The 26,373-nt window shown below is 64.3% G+C and carries 29 protein-coding genes, 1 tRNA gene and 1 riboswitch; of the genes, 12 read left to right on the forward strand and 18 right to left on the reverse strand.

The window, feature by feature from the left end; all coding sequences use genetic code 11:
• Positions 1 to 2: 2 nt before the first annotated feature.
• The 4 genes from mnmH (at position 3) to OU426_RS12575 (ending at position 2,680) form a co-directional block, all read left to right on the forward strand.
• Positions 3 to 1,073, forward strand: a complete 1,071-nt coding sequence (mnmH, locus tag OU426_RS12560) for a tRNA 2-selenouridine(34) synthase MnmH (RefSeq protein ID WP_267634371.1) — start codon at positions 3 to 5, stop codon at positions 1,071 to 1,073.
• 66 nt (positions 1,074 to 1,139) lie between these two features.
• On the forward strand, positions 1,140 to 1,508 hold the full coding sequence (locus tag OU426_RS12565) for a hypothetical protein (protein ID WP_267634372.1): 369 nt from the start codon (positions 1,140 to 1,142) through the stop codon (positions 1,506 to 1,508).
• Positions 1,427 to 2,350: a hypothetical protein gene (locus tag OU426_RS12570; protein WP_267634373.1), complete on the forward strand. Its 924-nt coding sequence runs from the start codon at positions 1,427 to 1,429 to the stop codon at positions 2,348 to 2,350. The genes OU426_RS12565 and OU426_RS12570 overlap by 82 nt, the downstream gene beginning before the upstream one ends.
• A 42-nt stretch (positions 2,351 to 2,392) precedes the next feature.
• Positions 2,393 to 2,680 carry a hypothetical protein gene (locus OU426_RS12575; RefSeq protein WP_267634374.1) on the forward strand — a complete coding sequence of 96 codons (288 nt, stop codon included), beginning with the start codon at positions 2,393 to 2,395 and terminating at the stop codon, positions 2,678 to 2,680.
• 118 nt (positions 2,681 to 2,798) lie between these two features.
• Here OU426_RS12575 and OU426_RS12580 read toward each other — a convergent pair whose 3' ends face one another.
• Positions 2,799 to 2,933, reverse strand: coding sequence for a hypothetical protein (locus tag OU426_RS12580; protein WP_267634375.1), 135 nt, complete (start codon positions 2,931 to 2,933; stop codon positions 2,799 to 2,801).
• A 436-nt stretch (positions 2,934 to 3,369) separates the two neighbouring features.
• Between OU426_RS12580 and OU426_RS12585 the strand changes: the two genes are divergently transcribed.
• From OU426_RS12585 to OU426_RS18135, 5 genes are all read left to right on the forward strand, one after another.
• Entirely contained in the window at positions 3,370 to 4,590 is a 1,221-nt protein-coding gene (locus OU426_RS12585) for a tyrosine-type recombinase/integrase (RefSeq protein WP_267634376.1), read from the forward strand.
• Between the two features lie 216 nt (positions 4,591 to 4,806).
• Positions 4,807 to 4,980, forward strand: coding sequence for a helix-turn-helix transcriptional regulator (locus tag OU426_RS12590; protein WP_267634377.1), 174 nt, complete (start codon positions 4,807 to 4,809; stop codon positions 4,978 to 4,980).
• 111 nt (positions 4,981 to 5,091) lie between these two features.
• Entirely contained in the window at positions 5,092 to 5,400 is a 309-nt protein-coding gene (locus OU426_RS12595) for a winged helix domain-containing protein (protein WP_267634378.1), read from the forward strand.
• 198 nt (positions 5,401 to 5,598) lie between these two features.
• On the forward strand, positions 5,599 to 6,054 hold the full coding sequence (locus tag OU426_RS12600; RefSeq protein WP_267634379.1) for an IclR family transcriptional regulator: 456 nt from the start codon (positions 5,599 to 5,601) through the stop codon (positions 6,052 to 6,054).
• A 415-nt stretch (positions 6,055 to 6,469) separates the two neighbouring features.
• Positions 6,470 to 6,952, forward strand: a complete 483-nt coding sequence (locus OU426_RS18135) for an HGGxSTG domain-containing protein (protein WP_420712597.1) — start codon at positions 6,470 to 6,472, stop codon at positions 6,950 to 6,952.
• A gap of 851 nt (positions 6,953 to 7,803) precedes the next feature.
• Here OU426_RS18135 and OU426_RS12605 read toward each other — a convergent pair.
• The 8 genes from OU426_RS12605 to gcvT all read right to left on the reverse strand — a co-directional run bounded on the left by OU426_RS12605 (position 7,804) and on the right by gcvT (position 14,475).
• Positions 7,804 to 7,879, reverse strand: a tRNA-Ala gene (locus tag OU426_RS12605).
• Between the two features lie 83 nt (positions 7,880 to 7,962).
• On the reverse strand, positions 7,963 to 8,415 hold the full coding sequence (locus OU426_RS12610; protein ID WP_267634380.1) for a thioredoxin domain-containing protein: 453 nt from the start codon (positions 8,413 to 8,415) through the stop codon (positions 7,963 to 7,965).
• A 57-nt stretch (positions 8,416 to 8,472) separates the two neighbouring features.
• Complete coding sequence (locus tag OU426_RS12615; RefSeq protein ID WP_267634381.1) at positions 8,473 to 8,790, reverse strand: DUF3775 domain-containing protein; 318 nt, start codon at positions 8,788 to 8,790, stop codon at positions 8,473 to 8,475.
• 71 nt (positions 8,791 to 8,861) lie between these two features.
• Positions 8,862 to 9,197: an AzlD domain-containing protein gene (locus OU426_RS12620; RefSeq protein ID WP_267634382.1), complete on the reverse strand. Its 336-nt coding sequence runs from the start codon at positions 9,195 to 9,197 to the stop codon at positions 8,862 to 8,864.
• Positions 9,187 to 9,930 carry an AzlC family ABC transporter permease gene (locus OU426_RS12625; protein WP_267634383.1) on the reverse strand — a complete coding sequence of 248 codons (744 nt, stop codon included), beginning with the start codon at positions 9,928 to 9,930 and terminating at the stop codon, positions 9,187 to 9,189. The genes OU426_RS12620 and OU426_RS12625 overlap by 11 nt, the downstream gene beginning before the upstream one ends.
• A 98-nt stretch (positions 9,931 to 10,028) precedes the next feature.
• Positions 10,029 to 12,878 carry an aminomethyl-transferring glycine dehydrogenase gene (gene gcvP / locus OU426_RS12630; protein WP_267634384.1) on the reverse strand — a complete coding sequence of 950 codons (2,850 nt, stop codon included), beginning with the start codon at positions 12,876 to 12,878 and terminating at the stop codon, positions 10,029 to 10,031.
• Between the two features lie 86 nt (positions 12,879 to 12,964).
• Positions 12,965 to 13,330 (reverse strand): glycine cleavage system protein GcvH, encoded by a 366-nt coding sequence (gcvH, locus tag OU426_RS12635; RefSeq protein ID WP_267634385.1) that lies wholly within the window; start codon positions 13,328 to 13,330, stop codon positions 12,965 to 12,967.
• Positions 13,331 to 13,347: 17 nt separating this feature from the next.
• Positions 13,348 to 14,475, reverse strand: a complete 1,128-nt coding sequence (gcvT, locus tag OU426_RS12640) for a glycine cleavage system aminomethyltransferase GcvT (RefSeq protein ID WP_267634386.1) — start codon at positions 14,473 to 14,475, stop codon at positions 13,348 to 13,350.
• A gap of 147 nt (positions 14,476 to 14,622) precedes the next feature.
• A riboswitch (glycine riboswitch) is annotated at positions 14,623 to 14,724 on the reverse strand.
• Positions 14,725 to 14,843: 119 nt separating this feature from the next.
• Here gcvT and OU426_RS12645 point away from each other — a divergent pair.
• Complete coding sequence (locus OU426_RS12645) at positions 14,844 to 15,416, forward strand: gamma-glutamylcyclotransferase family protein (RefSeq protein ID WP_267634387.1); 573 nt, start codon at positions 14,844 to 14,846, stop codon at positions 15,414 to 15,416.
• Positions 15,417 to 15,423: 7 nt separating this feature from the next.
• Here the strand turns inward: OU426_RS12645 and OU426_RS12650 are convergent, their stop codons facing one another.
• From OU426_RS12650 to OU426_RS12660, 3 genes are all read right to left on the reverse strand, one after another.
• On the reverse strand, positions 15,424 to 16,260 hold the full coding sequence (locus OU426_RS12650) for a 4-(cytidine 5'-diphospho)-2-C-methyl-D-erythritol kinase (RefSeq protein ID WP_267634388.1): 837 nt from the start codon (positions 16,258 to 16,260) through the stop codon (positions 15,424 to 15,426).
• Positions 16,250 to 17,968 (reverse strand): tetratricopeptide repeat protein, encoded by a 1,719-nt coding sequence (locus OU426_RS12655; RefSeq protein ID WP_267634389.1) that lies wholly within the window; start codon positions 17,966 to 17,968, stop codon positions 16,250 to 16,252. The genes OU426_RS12650 and OU426_RS12655 overlap by 11 nt, the downstream gene beginning before the upstream one ends.
• Positions 17,969 to 18,102: 134 nt before the next feature.
• On the reverse strand, positions 18,103 to 19,755 hold the full coding sequence (locus tag OU426_RS12660; protein ID WP_267634390.1) for an electron transfer flavoprotein-ubiquinone oxidoreductase: 1,653 nt from the start codon (positions 19,753 to 19,755) through the stop codon (positions 18,103 to 18,105).
• A 254-nt stretch (positions 19,756 to 20,009) separates the two neighbouring features.
• Between OU426_RS12660 and greA the strand changes: the two genes are divergently transcribed.
• Positions 20,010 to 20,480, forward strand: a complete 471-nt coding sequence (gene greA / locus OU426_RS12665; protein ID WP_267634391.1) for a transcription elongation factor GreA — start codon at positions 20,010 to 20,012, stop codon at positions 20,478 to 20,480.
• Positions 20,481 to 20,498: 18 nt separating this feature from the next.
• Positions 20,499 to 21,527: a hypothetical protein gene (locus OU426_RS12670; RefSeq protein WP_267634392.1), complete on the forward strand. Its 1,029-nt coding sequence runs from the start codon at positions 20,499 to 20,501 to the stop codon at positions 21,525 to 21,527.
• A 6-nt stretch (positions 21,528 to 21,533) separates the two neighbouring features.
• On the opposite strand, the gene mobA is transcribed toward OU426_RS12670, so the two are convergent.
• The 6 genes from mobA to OU426_RS12700 form a co-directional block, all read right to left on the reverse strand.
• On the reverse strand, positions 21,534 to 22,118 hold the full coding sequence (gene mobA / locus OU426_RS12675) for a molybdenum cofactor guanylyltransferase MobA (RefSeq protein ID WP_267634393.1): 585 nt from the start codon (positions 22,116 to 22,118) through the stop codon (positions 21,534 to 21,536).
• A 36-nt stretch (positions 22,119 to 22,154) separates the two neighbouring features.
• On the reverse strand, positions 22,155 to 22,757 hold the full coding sequence (locus OU426_RS12680) for a hypothetical protein (protein WP_267634394.1): 603 nt from the start codon (positions 22,755 to 22,757) through the stop codon (positions 22,155 to 22,157).
• Between the two features lie 25 nt (positions 22,758 to 22,782).
• Positions 22,783 to 22,917 (reverse strand): aa3-type cytochrome c oxidase subunit IV, encoded by a 135-nt coding sequence (locus tag OU426_RS12685; RefSeq protein ID WP_267634395.1) that lies wholly within the window; start codon positions 22,915 to 22,917, stop codon positions 22,783 to 22,785.
• Positions 22,918 to 23,040: 123 nt separating this feature from the next.
• On the reverse strand, positions 23,041 to 23,580 hold the full coding sequence (locus OU426_RS12690; protein ID WP_420712598.1) for a DUF6173 family protein: 540 nt from the start codon (positions 23,578 to 23,580) through the stop codon (positions 23,041 to 23,043).
• A complete protein-coding gene (locus tag OU426_RS12695) occupies positions 23,550 to 24,608 on the reverse strand; it encodes an MBL fold metallo-hydrolase (RefSeq protein ID WP_267634396.1) in 1,059 nt (352 codons plus the stop codon). The genes OU426_RS12690 and OU426_RS12695 overlap by 31 nt, the downstream gene beginning before the upstream one ends.
• Positions 24,608 to 26,299, reverse strand: a complete 1,692-nt coding sequence (locus OU426_RS12700) for an acyl-CoA dehydrogenase family protein (protein ID WP_267634397.1) — start codon at positions 26,297 to 26,299, stop codon at positions 24,608 to 24,610. The genes OU426_RS12695 and OU426_RS12700 overlap by 1 nt, the downstream gene beginning before the upstream one ends.
• Between the last annotated feature and the right edge of the window lie 74 nt (positions 26,300 to 26,373).

Raw genomic sequence — 26,373 nt, forward strand, 5'->3', positions numbered from 1 at the left:
CCATGGCGCTTAGCCTCACCTCGCTGACCCAACTTGAGACGGAAGGGTTCGACACGGTGATCGACGTGCGCGCGACAGCCGAATATGCCGAGGATCACCTGCCCGGCGCGATCAGCCTGCCTGTCCTTGATGATGAGGAACGCGCCCGCGTCGGTACGATCTACAAGCAGGAAAGCCCCTTCCGCGCCCGCAAGGTCGGCGCGGCGCTGGTGGCGCGCAATGCCGCCAGCCATATCGAGGGGCCTTTGGCGGAGAAGCCAGGCGGATGGCGGCCGCTCGTCTATTGCTGGAGGGGCGGGCAGAGGTCCAATTCCTTCGCCTCGATCCTTGCCCAGATCGGCTGGCGGGTCGAGGTGCTGGAGGGCGGCTACAAGGCCTGGCGGGCGCTGGTCCTGTCTGAACTGAATGACCGGCCCTTCGCGGCGCCTTTGTGGGTGCTTGACGGCAATACCGGCACGGCCAAGACCGAGGTGCTGGCCCGGCTGGCGACGCTCGGGGTCCAGACCATCGACATCGAAGCGCTGGCCAACCATCGCGGCTCGCTCTTCGGTCATCGCGAAGGCGGCCAGCCGGGTCAGAAGGCCTTCGACAGCCATCTGGCCATGGCGATTGCCCGGATCGACACGGCAAGGCCTGTGGTGGTCGAGGCGGAAAGTTCCCGGATCGGCGATCTGAACCTGCCGAAGCAACTCTGGAAAGCCATGTGCGCCGCCCCCCGCATCCGCATCGCCGCCCCGCTTGAGGCGCGCGCCGCCTACCTGACCCGCGCCTATGCCGACCTGACGGCGGACCCCGAAAGGCTCGCCCGCGTGGTCGAAAGTCTGCGCCCCGTCCAGCCTGCCGAGCGGATCGCGGACTGGCTGACACTGGCCCGGGCAGGGGATTTTCAGGCCCTCGCGGCGGGCCTGATGCGCGACCATTACGACCGACGGTATGAGAAACACCGCGCGCGGTTCGGCCGCGAAGAGGAACGCGAGATAGCAACCGACCGGCTGGATCCGGACGCCATCGATACGCTAGCGCAGCAGATCGCTGACACCCTTTTGACTGTAGCACGTCCGAACGACATGTGAATTGACGAACAAGCTGCCAGCCCCCAATTCAGGTTGCATTGACCCTGAGGAAGGCGCGAGGCGGCAATGCTCAACCCCCTTTCTCTAGCAATCGTTGCCGGCATCGTGGTCGCGTCACCGGTTGCGGCCTGCGTCGCACGGCGGTTCGTGGGCGAGGCGCAGCCCGAGGGTCAGCCCGCCTTTCCGGTCGTCGTGACGGTCAATTGCAAGGAGGGTGCTGTCAGCGGCCAGGTCGAATCGCAGTTCGGCACCAACCCGATCATCGGCGGGCAGTCGGAAGAGGCGCGCCTCGCGATCGAGATCGATCAGGACGGGTTCAAGATTTCCTTGTCCGCCGAACGCTCGGGCTCGGCTTGGCGCGGCAGATTCGCTGCCGGGCCGCGCAATGGCACGCTCGAACTGTTTCCGATCAGACCACCAGTTACGCAGACCTGATCGCGGAACCGCCGGCGCGCACCGATCTCGACCCTCAGGCATGGTCCGAGGATCTGGGCTTTATCGAGGGCGAGATTCCGCTGCACCACGCGGATGCCTTCCACAGCCTGCCGGAGGATGAGTGGTATGAAGCGACGCACCGCCTGCGCCGGCGGCTACCCGCGCTCAGCGACGCGGATGTGCCGGTTGCGCTGCGCCAGCTTCTGGCGCTTGTCGGAGACGGCCATACATCGCTGCAATTGCCCGCCGATGTCGACCGGCTGCCCATTGGCCTCTTCCGGTTCGAGGACGGGCTGAGGATCATCCGGACAACGGCAGGACAGGAGGATCTTCTGGGCGCGCGCATCCTCGCCATCGGCAGGGTCGCCGCCGATGAGGCAGAGCGCCGGGTCGACGCGCTCGTCCCGCCCGAGAACCGCTGGGCGCCCCTGGTTGCGACCCCCCATTTCATCGTGCGGCGCGACGTGCTTGACTATTTCGACCTGATTGAACCGGAAGGCGAGGCACTTCTTGATCTCGAACTGCCGGACGGCACCCTGCGAAGTGTCTCGGTAGCCTTTGGGCCGAGACCTCAAACGGGCGCATGGCGCCATGCCGGAGGGGCACCGCCGCTCTGGCAACAGGCCCCCGACGAAAGCCTTTTCTGGCGACCACTCGACGACGGCACGCTCTATGTGAACTTCCGCGGCTATGATGGGCTGGGCAAGAAGATTGTCGAACTTATGGCCGAGATCGACCGGGCACAGCCGGTGCGCGTGGTCTTCGACATGCGCGACAATGGCGGCGGTGACTTCAAGCTGTTCCGGCGGATCGTCCTGCCGGAAATCACCGGGCGCGACTGACTCAACCGCAGCGACCGGCTGTTCGTCCTGATCGGGCGCGAGATGTTTTCCGCCGCGATGACCAATGCCGCCGACCTGAGCCTTCAGACCAACGCCACGCTGGTCGGCGAGCCGATCGGCGAGCGGCCCAATTCCTATCAGGAACCGAAGCGCCTGATCCTGACGAACTCGCATCCGCGACACGACGTGTCGGTGGCCTATTACCAGACGCTTTCTGGTCTGGGCGACCCCGATGCCCTTCATCCCGACATGAGTTGCCCGCCGACCTGGGACGCTTTGTCGAAGGGCATCGATGATGAGCTTGAATTTGTGCGGTCAAGCGGCCCGTAAGTCGGCCCCGTGGGGCGCGCTTCAGCGCGCCGCCTGTTCCGGCGCGGATGACGTCCGATGGAGATGTGTAGCTTGTTCTGACCGTCGTCGTGATGTTCGGGACGGGTCAGATTGGAGGCTATGCGGGGGCAACCTGCCGCAGTTTCGCGACCTGTCTCTTCTTCGACGGTATCTCACCTTCCACAGGTCCGCCGATGTGCGGATGCATCTGCAACTCGCCTTCCTTCACCACCTGCCGGAAATTGGCGGTCATCTACACGCGGCTTGCGATGGCTCCTTGGAAAGAACGACTCAGCCGATCCTTCCTCGCGCCCCAAGCGCGACGGACCTGTTCACCTTCACCCGCGTTAGTTCGGGAGCTTGGATCACCGCGCGACGCGACCCTCAAACAGCGCACGGGTGATGCCCGGGCCGGTTTGTCGGTGGCCGCACGAAGATGCACTAAAGCGCCCGAACAAAATCCCTATTGTGGGGGCGATCGGTGGAGAAAACCCTCATCTCACAAGATTTATACAGATACCTTATAGATTTGTTTGAATAATCTGGTGGAGCAGAGGTCTGCCATTTCATGTTCCGCTACGCGCCTAGGAGTTCCATTTAACACCGCATTTCCAATACGATAGGACCCTTCCAAAGTCCGATACATTCCGGCATAATCCGGCTACTTCCCCCAATTATTGGGGGAAGAAATGGGGGAAGGCATGGCTACGCACCTCAATCGCCGACCGGAAAAGGCCCTGACCGCGCAGGAGGTCAGGAACGCGACTACCCCGGGCAAGTATTTCGATGGCCACGGCCTCTTCCTGCGCGTTGATCCGAATGGCTCGCGGTTCTGGGTGCAGCGCATCACCATTCGGGGCAAGCGCAGTGAAATCGGGCTGGGGTCGCCGTCCTTGGTCTCTCTGGCCGAGGCCCGCGCGGCGGCACTGGAAAACCGCAAACTCGCGCGCGCCGGTGGCGATCCGTTGCAGGCAAGACGCGAGGCGCTAGCTGTCCTCACGTTTGAGGAAGCTGCCCGCAAGGTGCATGAGCTTCATAAGCCGACCTGGCGCAATGCCAAACATGCACGGGATTTCCTTACTTCTCTGGAAACCTACGCTTTCCCAAGACTTGGCCGCTTGAAGGCAACGGATGTGAATACGGCGGACGTTCTGGCCGTGCTCATGCCGATCTGGACCGAAAAGCCGGAGACCGCTCGCCGGGTGCGCCAGCGCATCGGGACCGTGATGAAATGGACCGTCGCCCAAGGTTGGCGTCAGGACAATCCGGCCGAAAACATCACTCAGGCCCTGCCCAAGACCGCCAAGCGTCAGTCACATCGAAAGGCGTTGCCCTACGCTGAGGTCGCGGGCTGTATCGACGCCGTGAAAGCTTCTGGGGCGGGGCGGGCGACAAAGCTGGCGCTGGAATTCCTTGTCCTTTGTGCCGCGCGTTCGGGCGAGGTTCGGGAAGCGCACTGGCGAGAAATCGACTTGAAGGCCAAGGTTTGGGAAATCCCTGCCCAGCGGATGAAGGCGAAGCGGGCGCATCGGGTGCCCCTGTCGGCGCGCGCCGTTTCCATTCTTGAAGAAGCCAAGGCGCTGGGTGACGGTTCCGGGCTGGTGTTCCCGGGCACAAAGAAGGGCCGCCCGCTGTCTGACATGACGCTATCGAAGCTGGTGAAGGAACTTGGGTTCGATGCTGACGTACATGGCTTCAGGACAAGTTTCAGGACATGGGCGCAGGAACGCACGAACTTCCCGCGTGAGGTGGCCGAGGCCGCGTTGGCGCACATGTCCGGGGATGAGGTCGAGCGGGCCTATGCGCGCAGCGATCTGTTCGATAAGCGGCGGAAGATGATGGAAGCTTGGTCGGGACACTTGGCCGGACCTGTCGGCAATGTTGCCTTCATGCAACATTTCCAAAAATGAGAACTTTATAGGAACTCTTCGGCTTTCAGTGACCAGAACTACCCCGCATATTGTGGCCTGAGGAAGTGTGCCCGCCGGAAGAGGTAGTCTCTGACGGACATTCTATCCCAAAGTCAGACGTTGGAAGCTTTCGCGCGGCGCGAGGGTGATGGCTGTCTTGCTGTTCTCATTTGAGGTCAGCAAGGCGGCCTTTTTGTTTTGGAAAGGAGGAGCGCGATGCGCATCCTGAGAAGGAAAGAAGTCGAAGCCTGGACGGGGCTTTCCCGTTCGACGCTTTACCAGATGATGTCGGAAGGTCTCTTCCCTCGGCAAGTGAAGATCGGCAAGCGCGCCGTCGGATGGCCTGAGAGCAAAATCGCGGAATGGCTCGCAAGTCGCGACGCCACCTGAAATGAGAAACCGCCGCACGGGCAAGCGCACGACGGCTCAATTCTCATTCGCTGACGAGATGAGTTTAGACCTTCGACCCCGCTTGCTCAAGGCTGCAAGAGGCATGTGCACATGAAAGTAATTCGACGCTGGGGCAAAGCCCGGTTCACCGTCCACGAAAGCGATGGCTCAACGCGAACGATTGTCGTGCAGGGGCGCGACCGCTGGGCGCTGGAATGCCTGATCGCGGCAGGGCAGACAGGCTGCACGCCGATTGATCACCCCGGCCCAAGATGGTCCGCGTACACATTCGACCTGCGCCACGAACACGGGCTGGACATTGAGACGCTGACCGAGGAACACGACGGGCCATTTCCTGGCCACCATGCAAGATATGTCCTTCAAGTGCATGTATCGTTTGAAGGGGAGGTGGCGGCATGAAACCGGTTGCCTTCCCTGCGCGCCCAGCGCCCCGCCCAGCGCCCGTCCTGCGCCTGATGCGCCGACATGGCTTGCCCGAACCTTCGGCCCGTCTGATGGCATTTCTGGCCTATGGCGAGTCCGCCCATGACTAGGGCGGGCCGAAGCCACAAGGGCAAGCGAAGCGCTGAAGGGCAGTATGCGCCGCTGCCCTACGCCATGCTCAAATCCGAAGCGTGGCGGTCCCTGTCCGGGGCCGCCGTCAAACTCTTTCTCGAACTGCACACCCGCTATAACGGCGGCAATAACGGCAAGGTGCGCCTGTCCCTGAATGAGGCGACCGAGGCGCTGGGCCTTGGCAAGGCGACGATCCATCGCGCCTATCACGAATTGCAGGGCAAGGGCTTCATCGTCCTTCAGACTGCTGGCAACTGGTATGGCCGACAGGCGCACGAATGGCAGCTGACAACGAAGGCCCTGGAAACGGGCAAGGGCAGTGTCGCGCCGACAAATGACTGGCGGTCATGGTCGCATAAAACAGAACGCGGTTCCAATACGGACCCGTCGCGCCCCGGCATGGGTCCGCCACAGAACCGAAGGCCCTTCACAGGGTCCGCCACAGAACCCGTCAACGCGGTTTTGGCGCGCGGCCTCGGTTCTGGAATGGAACACTAATAGTTACCACTGATAGGAGGGACGGTGCATGCAATGGTGCCTGCTATGTCCGGAGTATCCGGCGTTGGTCCTGGGCCAAGAAGTCAGCTCTGCACGGCTCAGCAAAAACAACTGGTTGACCCGTCTGTCGCCCCCCGAAAATAGGGGGCAGAGCCATGCCTGCACCTGATCCTGAAGGTGTCTGGATAGAAGGCAACCGGTTTGGTGCGCTTTACGTATCCTATGCCAGTCCGCTCTGGGGGCACGGCTCGCGCGACAGAAAAAAGCGGGCGATTGCGATGTTGATACGGGCGTCACGGGGCGATTGGATATGCAGGTGGTGCCGCAACGACTTGCCGTGCTTCAAACGGGTTGACTCGCGCTTCTGCAGCGAGGGTTGCCGGAAGCGAGCTGCCCGCTGGCGGAAAGGGTCACGATGACTGGTGCCGATCTGAAAAGGGCTAGGAAGGCGGCTAAGTTATCGCAAGCCGCCCTGGCCCAACGCGCGGGTATTGGTCGACATGCGGTGAGCTATTGGGAAATCCGTTCTGACTTGCCGAGAAATGGCTGGGCGATTTGTCGTATGCTGGCCGTCTTGGGCCTTTCCGAGCTGCCGTATTTTGCGGAACCGGTAGCGCGCGCGAATCGAGTCTTAGATGACAAAGGCGACCAATACGCACACGCGCGACATGGGGTCTTAGACTTGCCGGATTTCCAGCCCATACAGCTGCGCTGCGGAGCTATTCGGAAAGCAGGAAAGCCATGCCGTCACAAGGTCCAGCCGGGCAAGAAGCGATGCAAGTTTCACGGTGGCTGCAGCACGGGGCCGAAATCAGCCGAGGGCAGGGCGCGGATTGCCGAGGCGCAGCGAAAGCGCTGGGCAAAGTGGCTTGCGGACAGGGCGTCAGACGTTTGTTAGCGGCGCTTAGCCGTAACCCTAGGAATACCCTAAGGTACTTCGAGCTTCACGGCCCTTTGGGCAGTGCCGGTTCGCTGGAACTGTTCACGAGCATTTCCGCGTTGGCCTGCGGGAGGCTTGGTTGAGCGCGAAGGAAATGCGATAAGCCGCTGTCTGCGGTGCCTGCGGCCTGTCAATGCGAAGGGCAACCTGCAAGCCTTTCAGCAACCTCAGTTGCAGGTCGTAATATTGCCGATGGTCGTGCATTCTACGGTTGGCTTTGGCGCGGTCGCAGCCATGATTAACGCGGATCGCGCCCGCGCGTCAGCCCGAGCATTTATCTTTTCTTGCTGAATGCACTGGGCCATCTCGGGCGTGCCGTCAGAAAAGCCGTAACTACTGCATATTGGCCTGAAATATGCCGCCTGAGTTTCTGGTGAGGCCGAGTTGAACCAAGCCGGGCTTCCGGGCCTGCCGACCGATCCGTCAGGGTTAACGCAACCGGCACAGAATATCGAGAGTGCCGCCGCCAGAATTCGATTGATCAACATCTGCTTGCCCACGATTTACTGCTGGGTTGGAGCATATGCCTGACAGAATACGGATGACAACCCGAGTTGTGAGACCGCTTCCCTCTTGAAGTCTGCCATCAGCCATAACTGCGAGACTCGCTCAGCGATGGCGTACTCGATTGCAGAGAGCCCGTGCGCCATCTAGGTCGTTTCAGGAGATGAGAGGCTAGAAGCCGAGAGAAGCCGCCGCGATCCGGCAAATTCCGGCGCAATCCTAAGGCTATTGGGGGAATTTTCGAGGGAAACGCCTCATGAGAAATTCAAATTTCACAATATAAACAATGACTTATTGTGATTTATTGGTGGAGCAGAGGGGGATCGAACCCCTGACCTTATCATTGCGAACGATACGCTCTCCCAACTGAGCTACTGCCCCGTCCGTGACGGGCTATTTGGCCGAGGGGCAAGGCAATGTCAAGGCTCCGGTCAGATGCGGGCGTAAGTCGGCGACGCGTCTGGTCATGCCGGAACATGCGCCCGCACAAAAGCGAGAATGTCGGCCGCGGGGCGGGCGCCGGCGAGGCGGGCAACCTCGCGTCCGCCTTTCCACAGGATTAGGAGGGGGATGCCCCGGATTGCCAGCCGCTGCGACACGCCCGGGTGATCCTCGGTGTTGATCTTGGCGAAGCGGACCGAGGGTCCGGTCGCGGCGGCGGCCTTTGCGAACTCCGGCGCCATCATCCGGCAGGGGCCGCACCAGGGCGCCCAATAGTCGACGATAATCGGCAGGTCATCACCCCGGACCGCCTTGTCATGGGTCGTCGCGTCAAGCTCGGCGACCTTCGGGCCAGCCAGTGCCGATCCGCAGATCGCGCATTTCGGTCCGCGCGACAGGCGGTCGGCGGGCAGGCGGTTCATCTGGCCGCAGGCGGTGCAGGTCAGTTTGAGCGAAGGGGCGGGCGCGTCGGCCATGACATCCTCATATTCTGTTTAAGGAATATGTTGGGGCCGGTCGCGTGTTTTGCAAGATCAGAGCAAATCTTCTTCTTCCGCCGTCACGTCGATGCCTAGGGCGTCCAGCCCCGCTTCGAGGTTCTCGGCCAGATGCGGCATGCCCATCAGGTAATCCTCGGTGGGCGTCGTGGCCTCGGCCATCGCGGTGGCGACCGCCTCGTCGAACTCCTCGGGCTCGAAGGCGCCGCGGCCAACCCAGGCGACGGCAGTAAGTTGCGCCTTCTCGTCCTCGTTCAGCCCGGCGATGAAGTCGCGCAGCTCGGCTTCGGCGGGCGCGCCCTCGCGCGCGAGAAAGACGACCTGAATGACCGTGGCGGGGGTTATCTCCAGCATGATCGCGCCCTTTCGTTCCTGTGGGCTCAGGAAATCATGCCACAGGAAGGCCCGCCTTGTCAGAGATCAAATCAGGACGAGGTGGCAAAAAGCCAGAAGGCGCCGCCGTAGGCTATGGCACCGGCCAGCGTGGCGATGACGACGGACCGGGATATTGCATAAACGAGAAGCACTGCGCCGACGCCTGCGCCGAGCGTCAGCGGCGCGGGCCCGGAGAGGTCTTTCACAAGCGGCAGGGCGGAGGCGACGAACAGCGTGCCGATGGCTGCGGGGCCGGTCGCTGCAAGGAAACGCGTCACCGGGCTGCCGGGCGGCAATTCATGCAGGTTGGCGCGGGTCGGGAAGTAGCGGAAGGCCCAGTTGCAGGCGCCGACGATGACGGCGAGGGAAAGGATCTCAAGGCGCACCGCCGTCTCCCCTGCGGTTCAGGACACCTGCCACGGCGCCCGCGATCATACCCGCGAGAAGCCCTGCCGTGCCGGACCAAGCGAGCGTCACGGCAATGGTCGCCACTGCTGCGATTCCGATTACCGGAAGCTGGGCACGAGACAGCACCGACAGGAGGAGGGCGAGGAAAAGCGCGGGCAGCATGAAGCCGAGGCCTGTCTCGACGGCGGGCCAGGCCGCGAGCGCGCCGCTGCCCGCATAGGCGCCCATTGCCGTGCCAGAGGCCCAGGCCAAGTAGGCGCCAAGGCCGAGGCCGAACATGAAAGGTTCCGAAAAACGCCGTCCGCGCGCGAGCGCGCCAAGCGCGGTGCCGAAAACCTCGTCCGTCAGGCCCCAGGCCCAGGCCCAGGCATGGCGCCGCGAAGCGCCGGGGCCTGCACGGCGCATCAGCGTCGGGCCGTAGAGCAGATGCCGCAGGCCCATGGCGATGAGCGTGAAGGCAGAAACGAGGAACGGCGCGCCGCTGCCGATCAGCGCCAGCGCCACGAATTGCGCGCCGCCGGAATAGAGAATGAGCGACAGGGCTACCGCCTCGGCCAGCGTCAGGCCGATGCCGCGCGCGGCAACGCCGAAGGCAAAGGCGATCGGCACATAGCCAAGGACGATGGGCAGCGAGGCCCAAAGACCTTCCAGGAAGGTTCCGGCCTGCGGGTCGAGCCTGCCGGTAGGTCCGGTTATGTCTGGTGATGTCATCGCGCCTCGTCCGCGTCGTTTCGCGTGACGCTAGGGGGCGCAGGGGGGAAGGTCAACGGACCGCCCGCCCCGTTTGGGGCGGGCAGCTCAACCTCCGTTTACTCCGCCGCTTCGGCGTAGCTTTCGACCGGCGGGCAGATGCAGATCAGGTTGCGGTCGCCATAGACATTGTCGACCCGGCCGACGGGCGGCCAGTACTTGTCGACCCGGAAGGCGCCCGGCGGGAAGCAGCCCTGTTCGCGCGAATAGGGTCGGTCCCAGTCGCCGATCAGCGCGTTCACCGTATGGGGCGCGTGCTTCAGCGGGTTGTTTTCCCGGTCGATCTCGCCCTTTTCCACCGCGTCGATCTCGGCGCGGATCGCGAGCATCGCGGTGACGAACCGGTCAAGCTCTGCCTTCGTCTCCGATTCCGTCGGCTCGACCATCAGCGTGCCCGCGACCGGCCAGCTCATCGTCGGCGCGTGGAAGCCGTTGTCGATCAGGCGCTTGGCGATATCGTCAACGGTGATGCCGCAGCTGTCGGCAAAGGCGCGGGTGTCGAGGATGCACTCATGCGCGACCCGGCCCGACTGGCCCTTGAAGAGGATCGGATAGGCACCCTCAAGCCGCTTGGCGATGTAGTTGGCATTCAGGATCGCCACTTTCGTCGCCTGCGTCAGGCCCTGGCCGCCCATCATCAGGATATAGGCCCAGCTGATCGGCAGGATCGAGGCCGAGCCCCAAGGCGCGGCCGAGACCGGCCCTTCATGTCCGCCCGTCACCGGATGGCCCGGCAGATGCGGGGCGAGATGCGCCTTCACGCCGATCGGCCCCATGCCCGGGCCGCCACCGCCATGCGGGATACAGAAGGTCTTGTGGAGGTTCAGGTGGCTCACGTCGCCGCCAAGATCGCCCGGCCGGACGAGGCCGACCATCGCATTCATGTTGGCGCCGTCGATATAGACCTGTCCGCCATGGTCATGTGTGATCTTGCAGACCTCGCGCACAGTTTCCTCGAAGACGCCATGGGTCGAGGGGTAGGTGATCATGCAGGCCGCCAGATCGCCGCCCGCCGCTTCGGCCTTGGCGCGGAAATCCTCGACGTCGATATCGCCGTTTTCGCGCGCCTTCACCACCACGACCTTCATGCCCGCCATCTGCGCCGAAGCGGGGTTGGTGCCATGCGCCGAAGTGGGAATGAGGCAGACCTTGCGGTGCGCCTCGCCCCGCGCCTTGTGATAGGCCTGGATGGTCAGAAGCCCCGCATATTCGCCCTGCGCGCCGGAGTTGGGCTGCAGGCTCATCGCATCATAGCCGGTGATGGTGCAGAGTTTCGCGGACAGATCCTTGAAAAGTTCCGCATAGCCCTCGGCCTGATCGGCGGGCGCGAACGGGTGAAGGTTCGAGAACTCCGGCCAGGTGATCGGCATCATCTCGGCCGCCGCATTCAGCTTCATCGTGCAGGAGCCCAGCGGGATCATCGCCCGGTCTAGCGCCAGGTCGCGGTCGGCGAGGCGGCGCATGTAGCGCATCATCTCGGTCTCGGCCCGGTTCATGTGGAAGACCGGATGTGTCAGATACTCGCTCTCGCGCAGAAGCGCGTCGGGAATGCGGTAACCCGGCGTGACCCGGTCATCCTTCTTCTCGATCCCGAATGCGCGCCACAGCCGCTCGACCGTCTCGGTGCGTGTGGTCTCATCAAGCGAGATGCCGACTTTCGTGGTGCCGACCTTGCGAAGGTTGATCCGTTCCTTGCGGGCAGCTTTCAGGATGATGCCCTGCATGGCGCCAACTTCGACGGTGAACGTGTCGAAGAAATGCTTGGGGGCGATCTTGTAGCCCGCCTCCTCAAGCCCCTTCACCACGCGCACCGCCTTGCGGTGGATGCGCTGGCCGATCGCCTGCAGCCCCTCGGGCCCGTGATAGACCGCGTAGAACGAGGCCATATTGGCCAGCAGCGCCTGTGCGGTGCAGACGTTAGAAGTCGCTTTCTCGCGGCGGATATGCTGTTCGCGGGTCTGCAGCGACAGCCGGTAAGCCTTGCCGCCCTGCGCGTCGATCGAGACGCCGACGATCCGGCCCGGCAGGTCGCGCTTGTGCTTGTCCTTGCAGGCCATGTAGGCCGCCGACGGCCCGCCATAGCCCATGGGCACGCCGAAACGCTGGGTCGACCCCACGGCGATGTCAGCACCCATCGCGCCCGGCTCTTTCAGGATGGTGAGCGCCATGATGTCGGCGATCATGATGCCGATGGCGCCCTGCTCATGCAGGCTCGCGATCTGCTTGGTGAAATCCATCAGATGGCCGTGCGTGCCCGGATACTGGAAGATCGCGCCGAACACTTTGGACGCGTCCAGATCGTTCGGATCGCCCACCATGATCTCGATGCCCAGGGGTTCGGCTCGGACGCGCATCACCTCGATATTCTGCGGGTGGCATTCCTGGTCGATGAAGAAGAGGTTCGATTTCGACTTGGCGACGCGGTGCGCCATGGTCATCGCCTCGGCCGCGGCCGTCGCCTCGTCGAGAAGCGAGGCATTGGCGATCTCAAGCCCGGTCAGGTCGCAGACCATGGTCTGATAGTTCAGGAGCGCTTCCAGACGGCCCTGGCTGATTTCCGGCTGATAGGGCGTGTAGGCCGTGTACCAGGCGGGGTTTTCCAGGATGTTCCTCTGGATCGCCGGGGGGCAGACCGTGCCGTAGAAGCCCTGGCCGATCATCGAGGTGAAGACCTTGTTCTTCTTGGCCACCTGCCGCATGAACCACAGAAGCTCACGCTCTGACTTGGCCTTGCCGAAGTCCAGTGGCTTTTCCTGACGCAGCGACTTCGGGATGGTCTGGTCGATCAGCTCGTCCAGATCCTTCACGCCCAGGACCTTGAACATCTCGTCCATTTCGGCAGGTGAGGGGCCGATGTGGCGGCGGTTGGCGAAGTCGTAAGGCAGGTAATCGGTGGGTTTGTAGGTCATGGTCAGCTCCAAAGGGAAAGACGTCCGGGGCAGGCAGGGCCAACAACCGGCCCCGGACGCGTGATCGGGCGGCGCGATCGCGCCCGTCAGCCGATCAGGTCTTTGTAGGCGTCTTCGTCCATGTACTGGTCGAGCACCGACAGATCGTCGATCTTCATCTTGAAGAACCAGGCGGCACCCAGCGGGTCCTCGTTTACGAGGCCGGGGTTGTCGACGAGTTTGTCGTTGACCGCGACAATCTCGCCATCGAGCGGCGCGAGGATGTCGGACGCGGCCTTGACGCTTTCGATCACCGCGCAATCGTCGCCCTTGGCGACCATCGTCTCGACCTCGGGCAATTCGACGAAGACGACGTCACCCAGCTGTTCGGCGGCATGTTCGGTGATGCCAACGACGACGACATCGCCATCGACGCGCAGCCATTCGTGGTCTTCGGTGTATTTCATGGTCATGGGTAGCTCCTGTTGGATCAGCGTTTGTAGGATGTCGGATGGAAGGGCATCGGCGCAAGCGTCGCGGGCAGGCGCTTGCCGCGCACATCCGCATAGACCGTGTCGCCATCCTTCAGTGTGGCGGGCAGATAGGCCATCGCCATCGGACCTTCGATCGAGGGGCCGAAACCGCCCGAGGTGATGGTGCCGATCGGCTCGCCACCTTCGGTGCCGGCATAGACGACGGTACCTTCGCGCATCGGCGCCCGGCCTTCGGGGCGCAGACCGACGCGACGGCGCGCGGGGCCTTCGGCCAGTTCGCGCAGGATGCGCGCCTCACCGGGGAAGCCGCCTTCGCGGGCGCCACCGGCCTTGCGGGCCTTCTGGATCGCCCAAGTCAGATTGCCCTCCACCGGGCTCGTCGTTTGGTCGATGTCATGGCCATAGAGGCACATGCCCGCCTCCAGCCGGAGCGAATCGCGCGCGCCAAGACCGATGGGCGCGACGCCCGGCCGGGCGAGCAGCGCGCGGGCGAAGGCCACGGCCTGTGCTTCGGGCACCGAAATCTCGTAACCGTCCTCGCCGGTGTAGCCCGAGCGTGAAATCCAGAGGTCGACGCCCGCCCAGGGCAGGATCGCCACATCCATGAACTTCATCGCAGCCACTCCGGGCACCAGCCCCTCCAGCGCCGCCTCGGCCTTCGGCCCCTGCAGCGCCACCAGCGCGCGGTCGGTGATCGCAATCACCTCGCAGACGTCGGACAGATGCGCCCTCATATGGGCGATGTCCTGATCCTTGCAGGCGGCGTTTACCACGACGAACAGGTGATCGCCCCGGTTGGCGAACATCAGATCGTCAAGGATCCCGCCTTCGTCATTGGTGAACAGGCCATAGCGCTGGCGCCCCTCGGCCAGGCCCGCCACATCGACCGGCACCAGCCGCTCGAACGCCAGCGCCGCATCCTCGTAGCGGCCCGACTTCGGCTTCAGGATCACCTGCCCCATGTGACTGACGTCGAACAGACCGGCGTCGGAACGCGTGTGAAGATGCTCCTTCAGGACCCCCATCGGATATTGCACGGGCATTTCATAGCCCGCAAAAGGCACGATCTTCGCGCCCAGTTCCACATGCAGATCGTAAAAGACCGTACGCTTCAGGTCGGCCATTGCCGCCCTCCCCTTGTCACGCCGGTCACTAGAGCTCCGGCACCGTTTCCGGACAGGCTTGTCCCGTCCGCTCCGATGCCCCCTCTGTCCTTTCGCCTGAGATCGTTATCCCTTCGGCGGGCCATATGGCCACTCTCCAGAGTTCCGCTGCCAGGACGGTCCTTTGCGCCTGAGAGTTTACCGGGGCGGTTGCTCCTTCGGCACCGGCACAGGCGTGAACGCCTGACCGGATTCTCCCGATCCTGACGCGGCTTCGTTAGCCGACAAAGGGGGCGATTGGCAAGAGGTATGCGACTGTATGCGACACTTCAGTTGCCCGACACGACGCGGGGCTTGCCTGACGGCTCGGACCGGGCGATCACTCCTGCATGGATCAAGACCGCCTTCCGGCCTTCTTCGGCTATGGTTCGCTCGTGAACCGCGCGACGCACGATCATGTGCCGGGCGAGCCCGCCCGGCTCGAGGGCTGGCGCCGGGTCTGGCGGCAGACGCGGTTGCGCCCATACGCTTTCCTGTCCGACGAACCTGCCGCGGATTGGGCGATTGACGGCCTGATTGCAGGCGTCGGCGCGGGCGATTGGGCGGCGCTCGACCTGCGCGAAGCCGCCTACCGCCGCCATACCCTGCCCGACGATAGCCTGATGCCAACACCCGGCTGGGTGGAACGGGTCGAGATTTATGCGGTCGATCCGGCGCATGCGGACCATGAAGCCGCGCATCCGGTCCTTCTGTCCTATCTGGATGCGGTGGTTCAGGGGTTTGACCGCGAATTCGGGCCCGAAGGTGTGGCGCGGTTCTTCGCCACCACGGTCGGCTGGACGTCCCTGATCGACGATCGCGCGCAGCCGCTCTACCCGCGCCACCAGCGCCTCGCACTGCGTGAGCGCAAGCTGGTGGACGATCATGCCGACGCCATGGGCCTGAAGCGTTGCCGCCTGTAACCTTCGCTCAGACCAACGCCGCCGCGGACTGGACCCACCATGCCGGCTCCATGACAGCAATACGCGCGCGGGCGGCATCGGCCTGCGCCTTACTGTCGAACAGTCCGAAGCAGGTTGCGCCCGATCCCGACATTCGCGCCAGACGACAGCCCGAAGCCGAGGACAGCGCCGCGAGAACCTCGCCGATCACAGGCGCGATCCGGAGGGCGGGTGCTGCAAGGTCATTGCGCTGCGTGGCGAGAAAGACGGCAAGCGACGCAAGATCACGGAACGCGGGCAAGGGGTCCGGCATCGGCGCCCCGTCGCGGCGGTCGAGAGTGCGGAAGACCGCCGGCGTCGGGACATCGACGCGGGGATTGACGAGAACCATCCAGAAGCGCGGCAGGCACGCAACCGGGTCCAGTCGCTCGCCCACCCCCCGCATGCGCTGGGGGCGCGGGTCGAGGCAGACGGGCACGTCGGCTCCGAGCGCCACGGTCGCAGACATCTCCGGCAGCGGCTGGCCTGTCAACCGAGCGAGGGCACGGAGTGTCGCCGCCGCGTCCGACGAGCCGCCACCGATGCCCGAGGCAAGCGGCAGATGTTTTTCGAGGACCAGCCGCGCGCCCCGGACCCCGATCATCCGCGCGGCCTTCATCACCAGATTGTCCGGCCCCGCGGTCAGTCCGGCCGCCATCGGCCCGGTAATCTCAAGCGTGAGATCATCTGCCAGCTCGGCGCGGACAAGGTCGCCGACGTCCGCGAACACGACCAGACTGTCCAGCAGGTGATAGCCGTCCGCCCGCCGTCCGGTGACATGAAGCGTCAGGTTGATCTTGGCGGGTGCGAAGCTCTCAATTGCCATTCTTGGTGACGGCAAGCGGCTCCGATCCTTCTTCCTTCAGGACCAGATCCAGCCCGACCTCCAGCTTGCGGCGGATGCGGTTCGCTTCTTCCTCGGTATCGGGCTTGAAGGACAGCGCGCGCTTCCACTGAAACTCCGCCTCGCGCTTGCGCCCCACGGCCCAGTAGACATCGCCCAGATGGTCGTTCACCACTGGATCGACCGGCATGAGCTGGATCGCCCGCTCCATCTCGGCCTCCGCTTCCGGGTAGCGGCCGAGCCGGTAGAAGGCCCAGCCCAGACTGTCGCTGATCGCGCCGTCGTCAGGCCGCGCCTTCGCGGCCTTCTCGATCATCGCAAGCGCCTCGTCGAACTTCACCTTCTTTTCCAGGAGCGAATAGCCGAGATAGTTGAGAACCGAGGGTTGATCGGGGCTGAGGTCGAGCGCCTTGCGGAAATCCGCCTCAGCGGCCTCCCACTGATCCAACCGCTCCTTGCAGATGCCGCGGGCGTAATAGAGGCCCCAGAAATCCTTCGCCTCGCCCTCGACCAGCGCCAAGGCCCTGTCATAGGCCTCGGCCCCTTCGCTGAATCGTTCATTGCGGCGCAGCACATCGCCGAGCGAGGCCCAGATCGCGATCCGGTCCGGCGCGGCGCGCGACAGTTGCTGCAAGACCTCGATGGCAGCATCCGTCTTGCCTTCGGCCAGAAGCGCCTCCGACCGGCCGAGTTCAGCCGCCAGATGATCGGGGCTTGCGGGGTCTATCGCTTGATAGACCTCGATCGCCAACTCGTGCTGTTCCTGCCGTTCGAGCATGTCGGCGGCAACCAGCGCCGCCTCGCTCAGGTCAGGGCGCAGGTACAGCGCGGTACGGGCAAAAAGCAGGACGTCGATCTCGGACGATACGTCCCCTGGCCGCAGATCGTTCGCGAGTGCGGAGGCGACGGCGAAATAGACCTCGGCAATCCCGTCCATCGGCGAGCGGATCAGGTCGAACGGCACCGATTTGCCAGCGGCCAGATCGGCGCGCAGCGGCGCGATCACCGGGTCCGTCGTTTCTGCTCCGAAAATCTTGTCGATCAGTTCCAGCGCATCCTTGTTGCGCTCAAGTTGGCTCAACACCTGCGCATGCGCGACAAGCGAGCGGCGGGTGGCGTTGATCGGCCCGGACTCGGCGCCCGACAGGATCTTGTCCGCCCCTTCGAAATCGCCGACGGACGCCAGCGCCAGCGCCTTGTTGTACAGTGCAAGCGATTTGATCTGCGGCTGTTTCACCAGCCCGTCGAAGGCGGCCAGCGCATCCGACATCTGGCCATTGCCGAGGACCGACCAGGCGCGCAGGAACCCGTCGACCAACGGACCGGAGCTTTTGCCCGCATCAAGTGCCGCGATCACGCCCGGATAGTCGCCCGCGCGTACTTTGGTCGCCAGGATCGCCATATCGGCAATCGGGCTTTTGACGCCTGCGCTATCAAGCGCCTCGGCCATGGGTCGCCCCTTCTCGAAGGCCCCGATCCCCAGCTGTGCGAGAAGCGCGTTCTCCTGCAGCTCTGCGTTGGTCGGGTCGCTTACGAGTGCCTGGGTGAAATAGGCCGCCGCCGCCCTGTAATCAGCGTGGATGCTCGCCACCCTCCCGGCGAGGTAGGCGCCAGCTCCCCCGTCGGCCACAGCGGCGGTGCCACCGGCGGCAAGCAGGGCAATCAGCGAAACGGAACGCAAGAGACGCAAGGCTCACTCCCTCATTCAGGCCGAGGAAGCCTAGTCTGCCGCCTCGCCCAAGGCAATGCGGGTATCCCGCACCTTTTCGCGATCCAGAGAGCCGATAGGGTTGGGCGCGCGGGAAACCGCGCGCCGGTGATCCGTCACATGTTGGGATAGTTCGGCCCGTCGCCGCCCTGCGGGGTGGTCCAGACGATATTCTGGCTCGGGTCCTTGATGTCGCAGGTCTTGCAATGGACGCAGTTCTGGAAGTTGATCTGGAAGCGCGGGCCATTGTCACCTTCCAGCACTTCATAGACCCCTGCCGGGCAATAGCGTTGCGCCGGTTCGTCATACTCAGGCAGGTTGACCGATACCGGAACCGACGGATCCTTCAGCCTCAGATGGCAGGGCTGGCTTTCGGAATGGTTGGTCGCGGCGAAGGCGACGTTGGTCAGCCGGTCAAACGACAGCGTGCCATCTGGTTTGGGATAATCGATCCTCGGGAAATCCTTGGCCTTGCCGGTGGCCTTGGCGTCGGACTTGCCATGGCGGAGCGTGCCGAAGAAGGACATGCCGGTGATGATGTTGTTCATCCACATGTCCATGCCGCCAAGGACCAGCGACGGGATCATGCCCCAGCGCGACCACATAGGCTTGACGTTGCGGACCCGCTTCAGGTCCTTGCCGATCGCGCCACCCCGGACTTCGGTCTCGTAATCGCTTAATTCGTCGCTTTGTCGCCCGGCCGCGATCGCTTCATGCGCGGCCTCTGCCGCCGCCTTGCCGGACAGCATCGCATTGTGGTTGCCCTTGATGCGCGGCACGTTCACAAGGCCCGCGCTGCAGCCCAGAAGGGCAACACCCGGCGCAACCATCTTGGGGATCGACTGCCAGCCGCCCTCGCTGATCGCCCGCGCGCCGTAGGCCACGCGCTTGCCGCCCTTCAAGAGTTCCGCAACCATCGGATGGTGCTTGAAGCGCTGGAATTCCATGTAGGGATACAGGTGCGGGTTTTCGTAGTTCAGATGGACAACGAAGCCCACATAGACCTGGTTGTTTTCAAGGTGATAGATGAAGGATCCGCCGCCTGCATTCTTGCCAAGCGGCCAGCCCATCGTATGGGTGACGGTGCCTTCCTTGTGCTTGGCCGGGTCGATCTCCCAGATTTCCTTCATGCCAAGGCCAAATTTCTGCGGGCAATGGTCTTTCGACAGGTCGTATTTGGCGATAACTTCCTTGGCGAGAGACCCGCGCACGCCTTCCGACAGGAAGACATATTTGCCATGCAGCTCCAGCCCCGGCTCGTAGCTCGGGCCGGGCGTGCCGTCTGGGTTCTTGCCGAACTCGCCCGCGACGACGCCCTTCACTTCGCCGTTCGCGCCATAGACCAGCTCGGACGCCGCCATGCCGGGGAATATCTCGACGCCCAACCCCTCGGCCACCGTCGCCAGCCAGCGGCAGACATTGGCCATCGAGACGATGTATTTGCCGTGGTTCGACATCAGGGGCGGCATCGGCCAGTTCGGAATGCGCATCTGGCCCGCGGGCCCGAGGATGTAGAAATTGTCTTCGTGTACCTCGGTCTTGATCGGCGCGCCCATCGTGCGCCAGTCGGGCAGAAGCGCATCGAGGCCCGAGACATCAAGGACCGCACCCGACAGAATATGCGCGCCGACTTCGGAGCCTTTTTCAAGCAGAACGACGGACCGGTCGGGATCGAGCTGCTTCAGCCGGATCGCCGCCGACAGGCCCGCCGGGCCGCCCCCGACGATCACGACGTCATATTCCATCGCTTCGCGCACGATCTCTGTCATGGGTATGTCCTCACGCGGTCCCGGCCAAAGGCCGACTGTTTGTCACCAGCCCCTGTAGCTCAGCCATAGGGCTCTGGCAATTCCTGCGCGCGCAACTTTCTTGCGGTGACGTGACGGATTCGCGACAAAATATGCCGCAAGGAGGCGGCAGGTTTGCGCAGCCGCCGATGCCCGGCCGCGACTATTGACTTTCGGTTCCCAACACGGGTTAACAACCTACTGAACGGCAAGATTGATCCTAACCGACGGACGATATGGAAAAGATCCCGATGACGCGGGCCGGGTATGGCGCGCTTGACGACGAACTGAAGGTCCTGAAATCGGTGGAGAGGCCCGCCGTGATCCGCGCCATCGCCGAGGCGCGCGAACATGGCGACCTGTCGGAGAACGCCGAATATCACGCCGCGCGCGAGCGTCAGAGTTTTGTCGAGGGCCGGATCAAGGAACTTGAGGCGCTTCTGTCGCTGGCCGAGGTCATCGACCCGTCGAAGCTTTCGGGATCGATCAAGTTTGGCGCGACCGTGACCGTCGTCGATGAGGACAGCGACGAGGAAAAGACCTATCAGATCGTGGGCGAGGCCGAGGCCGATATTGAACGCGGCCTTCTGAATATCCGCTCACCGCTCGCCCGGTCGCTGATCGGCAAGGATGTGGGCGATACGGCGGAAGTCCGCACGCCCGGCGGCGAAAAAAGCTACGAAATCCTGAGCATCCGGTATATCTGATCGCTCAAGGAGGCGTTGATGTCCGATCAGTCCAATGATCGCACCGGCCCGCAGGGGCTGGACCTCGGGCGTTTGCAGCCGCCGCCGGCGGAGCGCCGGATCGCGCCCGCCGACCTGATCGCGGGGGCAGTCACGCTGGTGTGGCTCGCGCTTGTGGGGCTGTTCTTCCTCTTTTCCGGCGGTACGGATGCGGCGGGACGCTTCAGCACGCTGATGGTGCTTCTGGCCATCGTCCTGCCCGTCGCGCTGATCTGGATGGCCGCCGCGACGGCGCGCGCGACCAGCACGCTCAGGACCGAGACGCAGCGCCTACAGGCGACGCTCGACATCCTGCGCACCACGCTCGTCCAGCAATCGATGGCGCCGCGCCCCTCGGTCGAGAAGCGGCTGGAGGAGATCGCGCAGGCGGCACGGATGGCCGAGACCGCGCTCGCCACTTTCACCTCGCGGCGCGACGCCGAGGCGACCGAGCCCTCCGCCGACCGCAAGGCGGCGCTGGTTCCCGCGCGTCCCGCCCGACCTGACGAGGAACAGCCCGCGCTCGCGCTCGGCACGCCCGGCGAGGAAAATCCCGCGCCGGTGTCGGTGCAGGATTTCGTCCGCGCGCTGAACTTCCCCGAAAGCCAGGACGACCGCGAGGGGATCCGGGCCTTGCGCCGCGCGCTAGAGGACCGCAACCTCGCCAAACTGATCCGCGCCGCGCAGGATATCCTGACGCTTCTCGGCCAGGACGGGATCTATATGGACGATATCAAGGCCGACCGCGCCAAGCCCGACCTGTGGCGACGCTTCGCGCAGGGGGAACGCGGCAAGACCATCGCCGCGCTGGGCGGGGTGCGCGACCGCTCAAGCCTCGCGCTCACCGCCGGGCGGATGCGGCAGGACACGGTCTTCCGCGACACGGCCCACCACTTCCTAAGGCAGTTCGACAAGACGATCGCGGATTTCGAGAAGAATGCCTCGGATCAGGAGCTGATCGCGCTGTCCGACACCCGCACCGCGCGGGCCTTCATGCTGCTCGGTCGGGTCACGGGCACCTTCGACTGAGGCAGTCTAGTCGAGGTAACGGGCGGCGGTGGCCAGTTCCTCTTGCGTGTTCACATTCATGAACGGATCGGGTTCGGTCGCAGGAAAGGTCGCGCGCGCAGCGCCGACTTGGTCTGCCCACTGCCCCAGCCGCCGTTCCGCGCGGGCAAGCGCCGCTTCAAGCGGCGCGCGCAGCGCCACGGGCCACAGGCCGGCCGTCGGATGGGCGCGGTCTGCGCTTTCAGCAATGGCGGGGCCGCCGTCGCCCGCTAGCATCAGTCGCGCAACCAGATCGCCGGGAATGAAGGGTGTATCGACCGCCATGGTCGCCAGATGCGTCGCGCCTGTGGCCCCCGCCCAGTCGAGGCCCGCCAGCAGCCCCGCCATCGGCCCCGCGCCGCCGCCGTCCTTATCGGGCAGGACCGGCAGGTCAAATGCGCCGAACCTCGCGGGATCGCCATTGGCCGAGAGCGCGAGCATTTCGACCTGAGGCTCAAACCTTTCGATCGCGCTTGACAGAAGTGAACCGGCGCCGAAGGGCAGAAGCGCCTTGTCGGCGCCGCCCATCCGCTGTCCGGCGCCGCCAGCGAGAATGAGGCCGAAGATGCGCATGTGAACCGACCCTTTACGCTTATGGGGCCGCGTTTCTTATTGGGTTGCGACCAGTTGTTCGACCAGAAGCGGTTTGTTGTCGTCGGGACTGTCGTCTGTGTATTTCTGCGTCTGAACACCCGGTATTTCGGCGAAGCTTTTCATGATCTTGCCCGGGAAATAACTGCGCCGCACAGCGTCGAAGCCCGGCAGGTCGCGCAGGATCGCGCTGATCGACGTGCCGCACAGGGCCTTGCCGACCGCGCCGTTGGCTTCCGCGCGCTGGAGCGCCAACTCGGCGACCTCGGGGCTGACCAGAACCGTCTGCTTGACCACATAGTAGGTTTCGCGCGCGTGGTAATCGATGTAATACTGTTCCATCCGCGGCGTGATGCCGTAGTGCAGGTCATTGCGCTCGGGCGCGGCCGGATTGGTCCAGGTGCCTGCGGGGTCGAAGATCACCCGCTGGCTGCCATTGATCAGAAGGCCGGAATGCGCCCCTTCGCCGCCAAGCGTGCGTACCACGGTGATCAGCGAGATCGACGGCGGCTCGGACGAGACATAGCGTGCCCGCGCGACCGCCTCGTCGGGTGCCCAGACGGGTTCCGCGCAGTTGGCAAGGAACAGCGGCAGAATCAGAACAAGAAGTAGTCGGCGCATCGGATCATACCAAACCAGCTAGATGTCAGGCGTTTACCAGCGCCATAAAAATCAGGATGCCGATAATAACGATCACCGCCCATTTGGTGAAGGTCACGAACCCTGCAAAGGTCTGTTCCTGCGCCTTGATGTTCATGCTGCCGGGCTTGTGCTCTGCCATGATCCTTGTCCCTTCGGTTGGTCGCGGTGGATTTAGCCTATTCCGTCCGCCCTGTCACGGGGCCTGTCACGGGGCCTGTCACGGGGCCTGTGATGGGGCCTGTGACGAGTCGGTCGCGCGGGCTCACGCCCCTTTGGTTTTCTTGGCCTTTCCGGTCTTCTTCTTCGGCCCGAGTTCGGCGGCGAGGCGGAAGCCGATGCGGCGCGGTTCCTCGATCTCGGGCGCCCGCGTCATCGCGCGCAGCATCACGTTCAGCTGGGTCACATGCTGGATCAGCTGGGTGCGGTTGCCCTCTTCGTCGCGGCCATAGAAGGTGACGATATCGGGGGCGAAATAGCCGATTCCCTCGATCCGCATCACGCCCGTTTCGCTGCCCGCGAACCCCATGGCCACCTCATGGGCATCGTCCAGCCGCTCCTCGAAATTCTTGATGTACAGGATCAGCCGCTCATAGGCCCATTGGGCGGGGCTCTTGTCCTCGACCGGCTCGGCGGCGATTCCGGCGGGCAGGGGCAGCATCTCGGCCGTCGGCGGCAGGTCGTCGCACGCAGGTGCCACGCGGGCGCGGGGCAGGGCGGCCGCCTCCATCGCCTCGGCCGAAGTCATGATCGTGTCGGCCATGTCACGGGGCCTCAGATCGCGGGGTTCCTTGCGGCCTGCCATCGGTCGACGCCTCCCTCATCGCGCACTTTTATCACCCGCCCTGCCTTCCACAGATGATTGAGATGCGCAACCGCCTCGACCAGCGCCAGCCCATATTCGCCCTCGCCGATCTCGCGCTTGTAAAGCGGCGCGAAACATTCGATCGCCGTGCGCGGTCGGTCGATATGGGCAAGAAGCCGCGCAAGCGCGCCTTCGTGGTTGTCGATCATCTGGTTCAGGCGGAAAGGCAGGCCGCGGAACGGCAGCTTGTGGCCGGGCAGCACCAGCTGGCGGTCGGTCGCATGGGTCTGGAAGGCGCGGCAGCTGTCCAGCCAGTCGGCGACCGGATCGGCCAGCGGTTCAGTCGCATAGACGCCGAGGTTGGGCGAGATGCCGGGCAGAAGCTGGTCGCCGCCGATCACGATCTCGCCATCCACCGACCAGAAGGTCGCCTGTTCCGGCGCATGGCCGTTGCCGATCCTGACCCGCCAGTCGCGCCTGCCCATCGAGATGTGGCCGCCTTCCGCGATCCTCGTGAAGCCCAAGGGCATGGGCTCCACCACATCGGCGAAATTGAAAGGCCGCTCGCCCGCCCGGCGGTCAAGAAGCGCCTCGTCCATCCCCGCCGCCCGCCAGAAGGCGATCGATTCGGGCAGGGGCAGAGCCTGTTCGTCAAGCGTCAGCATACGGGCGAAAAGCCAGGCGGTGCGGGTTGTGACCAGCTCGGCACCACGTGCCTGAAACCAGCCGGCAAGGCCGATATGGTCGGGGTGATGATGCGTCACCACCACCCGGCGGACCGGGCGCCCGCCCAAGGGTCCGGCGAAGATGTCTTCCCAGATCGCCTTGGTCTTGCGGCTCTTTAGTCCGGTGTCGATCAGCGTCCAGCCGTCGCCATCCTCAAGCGCGTAGACATTCACATGGTCAAGCGCCATCGGCAGCGGCAGGCGCAGCCACAGGATGCCCGGCGCCACTTCGATGCCCTCACCGGGCGCGGGCGCCTCCGCGAATGGCTGGCTCAGGCCCGACGCTGGCGCGGGCTGGTCCATCACGCTTCCAGATCGTCGGGCGACAGGGCGTAAAGCCCATCCGCCCCCGCGCGCGCCTCGGCCAGAGCCGAGGCGTGATCGGGCAAAAGGCGCGTCATGTAGACGGCGGCAAGCCGCGCGCGTGCCGAAGAGGGGCCCGCGACCCGCGCCGCCTTCAGATGGAAATGCGCGCCAAGCACCCGGCCGAAGGCGCGGGCATAGGGAACAGCCCCCGCGAACCGGTCCTGCATCTGTTGGCCAAGGAGCGTCTCGGTCGCCTCGCGCAGGTTTTGGGCAGCTGACCAGACCTCTTTCGACAGCGCAGGCAGCGCAGCCCGCGACGCCTCGGCGCCCGCGTCGATCTCGTCGAGCAGGCGGAAGGCCGCCTCGCCCTGATCCATCATCTTGCGGCCGACGAGGTCCATCGCCTGGATGCCGTTCGTGCCTTCATATATCGGCGTGATCCGCACATCGCGCAGATATTGCGCCGCGCCGGTTTCCTCGATGAACCCCATGCCGCCGTGGATCTGCACGCCCATGTCGGCGACGCGGCAGCCCACATCGGTGCCGAACCCTTTAGCGATCGGGGTCAGAAGCGCCCCCCGCGCCGCCCAATCGGCAGCAGCGGTGGCCTTGGCCATGTCGAGCGCGCCCGCGCAGGCCAACGCGATGGCACGTGCTGCGAAAATCTCGGCCTTCATCGTCGCCAACATCCGCCGCACGTCGGCATGATCGATGATCGGCCCCATCTGCTGGCGCTCTCGCGCATAGGCCAGCGCCTTCTGATAAGCGGCCTCGGCCATGCCCACGCCCTGCACGCCCACGGCAAGGCGGGCGTTGTTCATCATGGTGAACATCGCGGCCATGCCCTTGTGCGGCTCGCCGACCATCCAGCCCGTCGCGCCTTCATAGGCCATCACGCAGGTGGGCGAGCCATGAATGCCAAGCTTGTGTTCAAGGCTCACGACCTTCAGGTTGTTCGGCTGTCCGGGCCTGCCGTTCGCGTCCGGCAGATATTTCGGCACGAGGAAGAGCGAAATGCCCTTGGTGCCGCTCGCGCCGTCGGGCAGGCGGGCGAGAACCGCGTGGCTCACATTCTCGAATGCGTCACTGTCGCCCCAGGTGATGAAGATCTTCTGGCCGGTGATCGCATAGGTGCCGTCGCCCAATGGCTCCGCCTTCGTGCGCAGCGCGCCGACGTCCGACCCTGCCTGCGGCTCGGTCAGGTTCATCGTCCCCGACCATTCACCCGAGATGAGCTTCGGCAGGTAAAGCGCCTTCAGATCGTCACTCGCATGCGCCTCAAGCGCCTCGATCTGGCCCTGGGTCAGAAGCGGATTGAGCTGCAGGGCGAGGCAGGCGCCCGACATCATGTCCTGCACCGCCATGTTCAGAAGTTGCGGCAGGCCCATGCCGCCATGCTCCGGCCCGGCGGAGAGGCCGATCCAGCCACCCGCCCCCCATTGACCCAGCGCCTCGGCAAAACCGGGCGAGGAACGCACGATGCCGTTTTCCAGCCGTGCGGGCGTCAGATCGCCGTTGCGGTTCAGGGGCGCGATCACCTCGTCGCACATCCGCGCCGCCTCGGTCAGGATCGCCTGCGCGGTTTCGGGGGTCGCATCCGCGAACCTTTCGGTGGCGCCGATTTCCGCGAGAGGGACGATATGGTCGAGGATGAAGGTGACCTCGTTCACCGCGGATCTGTAGGACATCTGTTCCCCTCGCCTTGGCAACCGGCGGCATAGCGCGTAAATCAGGGCGCAGCATCACCAAATGGCGCCCGTTT

The organism is Frigidibacter sp. RF13 (genome assembly GCF_026626305.1).
Taxonomy (GTDB): domain Bacteria; phylum Pseudomonadota; class Alphaproteobacteria; order Rhodobacterales; family Rhodobacteraceae; genus TMP-24.